6 protein-coding genes are annotated in these 8,073 nt (G+C 65.1%); all 6 read left to right on the forward strand.

Annotation, left to right across the window (positions count from 1 at the left end; all coding sequences use genetic code 11):
* Window positions 1–55 precede the first annotated feature (55 nt).
* Entirely contained in the window at window positions 56–196 is a 141-nt protein-coding gene (locus AC04L7_RS08045) for a hypothetical protein (protein WP_435998700.1), read from the forward strand.
* 278 nt (window positions 197–474) lie between these two features.
* Window positions 475–3,612 carry a TonB-dependent receptor gene (locus AC04L7_RS08050; RefSeq protein ID WP_475512793.1) on the forward strand — a complete coding sequence of 1,046 codons (3,138 nt, stop codon included), beginning with the start codon at window positions 475–477 and terminating at the stop codon, window positions 3,610–3,612.
* 153 nt (window positions 3,613–3,765) lie between these two features.
* A complete protein-coding gene (locus AC04L7_RS08055) occupies window positions 3,766–4,524 on the forward strand; it encodes a SapC family protein (RefSeq protein WP_475512794.1) in 759 nt (252 codons plus the stop codon).
* 8 nt (window positions 4,525–4,532) lie between these two features.
* Window positions 4,533–5,549, forward strand: coding sequence for a cupin-like domain-containing protein (locus tag AC04L7_RS08060; RefSeq protein ID WP_435998694.1), 1,017 nt, complete (start codon window positions 4,533–4,535; stop codon window positions 5,547–5,549).
* 14 nt (window positions 5,550–5,563) lie between these two features.
* The gene (locus AC04L7_RS08065; protein WP_435998692.1) at window positions 5,564–7,093 is read left to right on the forward strand and encodes a tryptophan halogenase family protein; all 1,530 of its coding nucleotides are present in this window, start codon (window positions 5,564–5,566) and stop codon (window positions 7,091–7,093) included.
* A 20-nt stretch (window positions 7,094–7,113) separates the two neighbouring features.
* Window positions 7,114–7,809, forward strand: a complete 696-nt coding sequence (locus tag AC04L7_RS08070; protein ID WP_435998690.1) for a DUF6445 family protein — start codon at window positions 7,114–7,116, stop codon at window positions 7,807–7,809.
* Window positions 7,810–8,073 lie beyond the last annotated feature (264 nt).

Here is an 8,073-nt window from a genome sequence, read left to right on the forward strand (position 1 = left end):
TCTTCACGCAGTTACTTCTTCACGCAGTTACTTCCGTTGGCCTGATTGAGAGTACGTGGGTGAAATCGTCATTACTTGGGGCAGTGGCGGCTTCAAGCCGTTTTCCGCGGGTCTTGAACCGATCCTGGCGCTGGATGCCGCGCTCGCGATCGCTTTGCTGCGCTGCATGGTGACAAGAGCGAACACGCATGATTAGTCTGCGCTCCAACGCAATGGTAGCGCTACCACTAGATCACGGCCAGTTGTGGTCACGTAAGGCTCCACCATCGCGCGATCGTCGTCGTCTTACCTCGCTTGAAGCCGGATCGCGGAACAGGACCTTCGGGGGTCCGCCGTCGTGCTCCGGGCTGGAAGACGGGCACTGCGCCCGTGGCCGCCCCCGGGAGGGGCGTTACCTCACATACGAACGTAGCGAAAGGGGAGATCCATGAACGTGTGCAGTTTCCGTAACACTCCAGACCTGAGGGCACGTCAATGAGCCGCAAGTTGGCGAGATTCAAATCGAGGGCCATGTTCACCTTCGTCGGCGGCGTGCTGGTCATCAATCCTGCCTTCGGTCAGGACGCGCAGACGCCCGCACCGGCACCGGCCGCGCAGGAACAGACGCAATCTCAGGCGACGGATCTGGACACGGTCGTGGTGACGGGCATCCGCGGCAGCCTCAGCCAGGCGATGGACATCAAGCGCGATGCAGCGGGCGTCGTCGATGCGATCAGTGCCGAAGACATCGGCAAGTTCCCGGATACCAACCTCGCCGAGTCGTTGCAGCGCATCACCGGCATCTCGATCGAACGGCGCGATGGCGAAGGCGCGCAGGTCACCGCGCGCGGCTTCGGTCCGCAGTTCAACATGGTGACGCTCAACGGTCGCCAGATGCCGGGCGCGGATGCGTTCGGTGCGTCCGGACAGGTYGCGATCGGCGGTGTGGACGGCGGTACCCGTGCCTTCAACTTCGCGCAGCTCGCTGCCGAGGCGATCAACGGCATCGAGGTCTACAAGACGGGGCAGGCGCAGGTGCCGAGTGGCGGTATCGGCGCCACCATCAACATCCTGACGGCGCGTCCGTTCAACTATGACGGCGTGGTGGCCAATGCGGGCGCGAAGATCGTGTCCGACCAGAGCCAGCCCTTCGAGAGCGACATCACCCCGGAGTTGTCGGGCATCTTCAGCTACACCAATCCCGACAAGACGTTCGGCGTGAGCCTCAGCGCCAGCCAGCAGAAGCGCAAGGGCGGCTCGGTGCAGGCGACCGAGAACTACTGGAACGTGCAGCCCTGGACCGGCACCATGCCGGGCAATCCGAACGTGGTCAATGCGCCCGCGGTCGGCGATCTGTATGCACGCCCGAACGACCTCCGTTACGCGTTCTCCGAGTTCGAACGCGAGCGTGTCAATGGCCAGGCCGTGGTGCAGTTCGCGCCGACCGACAGCCTGACCCTCACGCTGGACTACACCTATTCGACCAACGAGATCACCGAGAACCGCGGTGAGCAGGCGATGTGGCTGCAGAACAGCAACTACACCGACATCGAGTTCGACACCAGCGGGGCCGTCGCTGTGCCGGTGTACATCCGCGAGATCGCGGGCACCAAGGATTTCGGCCTGGAACAGCAGCGCAGCATGCAGAAGTACAAGCTGGGTTCGCTGGGCTTCAATGCGGCGTGGGACGTCAACGACAGCTTCCGCCTCACCTTCGACGCGCACAACTCGAAGAACGAGAGCCGGCCGAACGATCCGCTCACCGGTGGCGGTTCGATCTTCATGAGCATCGCGGGTACCAACAACTGCACCACCGGTCCGCATTGCGGCGGCACCTGGGTACAGGAGCTGGAGTTCAACAATGGCCTGCCGGTCGGCACGCAGACCTGGTATCCGACCAATGGCGATGCCGTCGCCGGCACGAACGGCGTGGTCAATCCCGGTTTCGTGGAAGGCGAAATCGGTTCCCAGGTGCTGCGCGTCAATGCGCAGACGCAGGTCAGCGAGATCAAGCAGGCCCGCATCGACGGCGAATGGAGTTTCGACCAGGGCCGCTTCCAGTTCGGCGTGGACACCAACAAGTCCACGACCCATCGCATCCAGGCGGCGGAAGCATATTCCACGCTGGGCGACTGGGGCGTCGCCAACGTCGATTCGGACACCGCAGCCGGCCTGGTGGATCTGCTGCGCCCGACCAACATCGTCGGGCTCTTCGACGACTACAGCGCGGTCAGCTGGCCGGCATGGCGCGGCAATGCGGCCGAGCTCGCCCAGTGGGCCGCGGGCCAGTATGGCGTGGGACTCGGGGTGAGTCCGCAGCGTGCAGCCGACAACCGGGTAGAGGAAAAGACCAACTCGGCGTACTTCCAGGTGGAACTGGATGGCGAGCTGGGTGGCATGCGCACCAACACCCGGCTGGGCGTCAGGTACGAGACGACGGATGTCGTGTCGACCTCCGTCATCGCGATCCCCGAAGCCATCGAGTGGCAGGCCAACAACGACTTCCGCATCGTGCTGTCGGACGAACAGCAACCCTTCAGCGAGAAGGCGAGCTACAGCTACATCCTGCCCAACCTCGACTTCAGCATCGATTTCACCGACGAGCTGAAGGGTCGCGCATCGTTCGGCAAGACCATCGCCCGTGCCCCCTACGGCAATCTCTACGCGGGTCCCGGTGCACAGCAACCTTTCGGTTCGGTCCTTCTCGACCCGTCCGTCCGCGCAAGCGGCAACGCACAGAACCCGAGCCTGAAGCCGCTGGAGTCGGACAACCTCGACCTGGCGCTGGAGTGGTACTTCGCCGACGCGAGCTATGTGTCGTTGACCTATTGGAACAAGTCGGTCGACAACTTCATCGGCAACACGGTCGGACAGGAATCCCTCTACGGTCTGCGGGATCCCACGTCCGGTCCGGATGCACAGACGGCATTGGCGTTCCTGACCAGCGCGGCGTGCGTCGCCCAGGTCGGTGCGGCCAACGCGGCAGCATGTTCGGCCAACGACACGTCGCTGTTCACGGCCCTGGCGCTATTGCGCAACGATCCAGCCGGCCTGGCAGCGTTCAACGGCACCGGCGCGCAGACGCTGGCGACCGAAGCGGCTTACAACATCTACGGCGAAGCCGACGATCCGCTGTACCAGTTCAACGTCAACCGCCCTATCAACCAGAACCAGTCCAAGCTGCACGGCTGGGAGCTGGGTGGCCAGTACTTCTTCGGGGATACCGGGTTCGGCGTTCTGGCCAACTACACCGTCGTGCGCGGCGACGTGGGTTATGACGACGGCGGCGATCCGGCCATCGACCAGTTCGCGCTCACGGGCCTGAGCGATACGGCCAACGCCATGCTCATGTACGAGAAGTTCGGCTGGTCGGTGCGCCTGGCGTGGAACTGGCGCGACGAGTACCTGATCCTCGCCAACCAGCGTGCCAGCCGCAATCCGTACTACGTCGAGGAGTACGAGCAGTGGGACCTGAGCGTGAACTACACGCTCGACGACCACTGGTCGTTCGGTCTGGAGGCGATCAACCTGACGGGTGAGGATGTCCGCTGGCGCGCGCGGACCGACCAGATGATCGTGAAGCTGGCCGACCAGAGCCCGCGCTACATGGTCGGCGTGCGTTACAAGTTCTGACTTAGGCGGCAGACGCCCTCTCCGGATGTCGCCGAGGGACCGCTGCGCGAGCAGCGGTCCTTTTTTCCGGGTGTCGTCCCAGGTTGTCGCCACGCGTTCCCTGCACCGGCGTACCATGCCGAGTCGAGCTTTCCGCTTTCCCTGGACAAGAAGATGGCCCGCTACGAGCTCCTCAACAACATCGCGCACCGCGACCTGCGGGTGGCGACAGGCTTCGGCACCGAGTTCGGCGACGACGTGGCCATGGTGCCGGCGTTCCCGAGCGAGTTTGCAGAACTGCAGCGCGAGTATCCGATCTTCCTGCGAAAGGATGCCGCCAGCGGCGAATGGCAATCCGTCGTGCTGCTGGGCTTCGAGCAGCGCGAGAATCTCTTCCTGCGCGATGGCCGCTGGAATGCCGCGTATCTGCCTGGCGCARTGGCGAAAGGACCCTTCCTCATCGGATTCCAGGAGCAGCGCATCGACGGCGAGCTCACGCAGGAGGCGGTGATGCACGTGGACCTCGAACATCCGCGGGTCAACGCCGCGCACGGCGAGCCGGTGTTCCTGCCGCAGGGCGGCAACACCCCGTATCTCGACCACGTCGCAAGCGTCCTGCGCGGCATCCGCGATGGCAGCACCTATGCCGCGGCCATGTTCGCCGCGCTCGATGCGAAAGGCCTGATCCAGCCCTTCAGCCTGGACGTACAGGTGGACGAGCGGCACCGGATCGCGGTCAACGGCCTGCACGGGATCGACCGCGATCGCCTGGCCGCGCTGGATGGCGCCGACCTGCTCGCCCTCAACCGCGCCGGCTACCTGGAAGGCACGTACCTCATGCTTGCGTCGCTGCACAACATGCGCCGACTTCTGGCCGAGAAGCAACGCCGCCTGCGCGCGCAGGACGCGGCGACCTCCATCAGCACGAACTGACGCGCGTGATGCAAGGCGCCGCTATACGCACCCTGGAGAATCCGGATCCCGGCGCGTTGCCCCTGGCATCGCTGCTGGAAGAAGGCGAGCCGGTCGTGCTGAAGGGCGTCGCGCAGGCGTGGGGTCTCGTGCACGCCGGCCGGTCATCGCTGCATGAGGCCATGGCATACCTGCGCCGCTTCGACGCGGGGGCACCGATCCAGTACTCGTTCGGGGCTCCGGAGATCGGGGGGCGGCCGTTCTACAACGACGACTTCACCCGCTTGAACTTCGAGGTGCGGAAGGGTGCGCTGGCAGACGTGCTGGACGGTATTGCGGATCATCTGCACGACGCCACGCCGCCCACCTATTACGTGGCCTCGCTGCTTGTGGACCGTGCGCTGCCGGGTTTCACCCAGGCGAACGACCTCTCGCTGTCGGCCTACGGCATCGAGGCCCCTGCCAGTATCTGGATAGGCAACCGCGTGGTGGCGTCGTGCCATTTCGACGCGCCCGACAACGTCGCGTGCTGTCTGGTCGGCAGGCGCGCGTTCACGCTGTTCCCGCCCGAACAGATCGAGAACCTCTATCCCGGCCCCTTCGATCCCACGCCCGGCGGGCAGGTCGTCAGCGTGGTCGATTTCGATGCGCCGGATTTCGAACGGCACCCGCGTTTCCGAACGGCATTGGCGGCGGCGAGGACGGCGCTGCTCGGGCCGGGCGATGCGATCTTCATTCCCAGCATGTGGTGGCACCACGTGCGCAGCCTCGAACCGTTCAACGTGCTGCTGAACTACTGGTGGCGCCGTTCGCCGGCATTCCTCTCGTCGCCGCTGCCCGCGCTCCAGCATGCACTGTGGACGATCCGCGACCTGCCGGCGCGCGAGAAGGAAGCATGGGCGAAGTTGTTCGAGTACTACGTGTTCGGTGCGGGAGAGCGCGCGGGGGAACATCTTCCGGCGCAAGCCCGGGATCTGCTGGGACCGATCGATGAAACACAGGCCAGGCGCATCCGCGCCATGCTGCTGGGCCGACTCAACCGCTGACGGGAGCAACTGCATTGGATTCTCCAACGACACCCGAGGGACGTATCCGCAACGTGGTCATCGCCGGGGGTGGCACGGCAGGCTGGCTGGCCGGCTGCGCGCTGGCGCACCAGTTCCGGGACCGGCTCAAGATCACCCTGGTGGAATCGGAGCAGATCGGCACCGTGGGCGTGGGCGAATCGACGGTGCCGCCCATCAGGACCTTCCACCGCTTCCTGCAGATCGACGAGCAGGAATTCCTGCGCGCGGTCGCGGGCACCTTCAAGCTGTCGATCTCGTTCGAGAACTGGCGCCGCCCGGGCGAGCGCTACATCCATCCGTTCGGCATCACGGGGCAGGGCACCTGGGCAGCGGCATTCCATCATTTCTGGCTCGACAGCCTGCGGCGTGGCATGCCCTCCGAGCTCGGCGACTTCTGCCTGGAAACCCTCGCTTCGCGGGGCGACCAGTTCTCGCTGCAGACGCAGCCCCAGGTCAACTACGCGTATCACTTCGATGCCGGGCTTTACGCGAAATTCCTCCGGCGCATCGCCGAAGGCCATGGCCTGCGCCGGGTGGAAGGCAAGATCCGTGAGGTCCGGCAGCACGCTGCCGATGGCGGCGTGGCGGCGCTCGTCCTGGAGGACGGCCAGGTCATCGAAGGCGACCTGTTCATCGATTGCACCGGGTTCCGGGGCTTGCTGATCGAACAGACGTTGCATACCGGCTACGAAGACTGGAACGAGTGGCTGCCGAGTGACCGCGCGGTGGCCGTGCAGACGGAGTCGGTGGGGCCACCCGTACCTTACACGCGGGCCATCGCGCATGAGGCCGGCTGGCGTTGGCATATCCCCCTGCAACACCGCGTGGGTTGCGGGCTGGTGTTTTCCAGCCGCCACATGTCCGACGACGAAGCGCGTGCCAAGCTGCTGCGCGATGTGGGCGCGCCCGCGATCCGCGAACCCTGGCTGGTGCCGTTCCGCACGGGTCGGCGCCTGAAGGCCTGGAACCGGAACGTGGTGGCGCTGGGGCTGGCCAGCGGCTTCATCGAGCCGCTCGAGTCGACCAGCATCCATCTGGCGATCAGCGCGGTAGTGCGGCTGGTCCAGTTGTTTCCTTTCGACGGGATCTCGTCGTCGCTGGTGGACCTGTACAACGAGGTCAGCCGCACCGAGATGGAGCACGTGCGCGACTTCATCATCCTGCATTACCACGCCACGCAGCGCGACGAGCCGATGTGGAAGGCGTGCCGCGAGATGGCGTTGCCGGAGTCGCTCGCGATACGGCTGCGCGCCTGGCGGGAACGCGCGCATGCGTGGCAGGATCCCGACGAACTGTTCCGGGTCGATTCCTGGACGCATGTCCTGCTGGGACAAGGCATCCAGCCGGGTCCGCCGCATCCGCTTGCGCGTGCGCTGGCCGACGAAGACCTGCGCACGTTGCTGAACTCCATACGGCAGCCCATCGAACGCGCCGTCGCGCATATGCCGTCGCAGCAGGCGTTCATCGAGCGCTATTGCAAGGCCGCGCCCGACGTGTGGCCGTCGCGCGCCGTGACCGCATAGTCGGGCGAGGGCGGGATCGCATGCTGCTGGCGCCCCATCCGGACTTGCGCATCAGCCATCACGTGGTGGGGCGGGAGCGGGCACCGCTGGTGGTGATCGACAACCTGCTCGCCGATCCCGAGCGCATGCTTCACAAGGCAGCCAGTCGCGGCTTCGAAAAGATGCCGACCTTGTTCCCGGGCATCCGCGCGCCGGCGCCCCCGTCGTACCAGCGATTCCTGCAGGCGATGCTGACGCCGCTGCTGCGCGAGGCATTCGCGCTGGAACCTGCGGAGTTCGTGTTCCCGATGTGCCATTTTTCACTGGTGACCCAGCCACCGGAGAACCTTCACTTCCTGCAGCGCGTGCCCCACATCGATTCCGTCAGCGCTCGCGGGCTGGCGACGGTGCACTACCTGTTCCGCGAGTCGTGGGGCGGGACGGACTTCTATCGGCATCGGCGCAGCGGATTCGAATACGTCGACGAGGGCCGGCACGCTGCCTATTTCGACTGCCTGGCGCAGGAAGCACGCGAGGAGCACGGCGCGCCTGCCGGTTACATCGATGGCGATACGCCGTTGTTCGAGCGGATCGCGGGGGTGGAAGGCGTGTTCAATCGCCTGGTCGTGTACCGTCGCAACTCGCTGCATTCGGGGCGGATCGGCGGCCGTGCGCTTACGTCGGATCCGTTGCGTGGACGCCTGTCGATCAACAGCTTCATCGACCTGGCGCCGTGACGCCCGAATTGAAAGCCGCCCCGCGAGAGGCATCAGAAACCGCTGCTCTCCGTGTGGTTTTTGCAGCGCAGCAGGCTTTTTGTACGGAGGCTGGTTACAGTGCGGCCTTACGGCGGGCTGGACGCGGCCGTGCAGGAAAAGAGGGGCCACGTGCGTGTTCCCTTTTTTTACCAAGCAAAATGGTAGCGCTAACTTTTCTTGGGTGAGGGTGGTGTCGGATGGCATGGGTTGCGGGCATCGATGCAGGCACGCAGAGCGTGAAGG

It is taken from the genome of Pseudoxanthomonas sp. LjRoot204_2 (assembly GCF_056175765.1).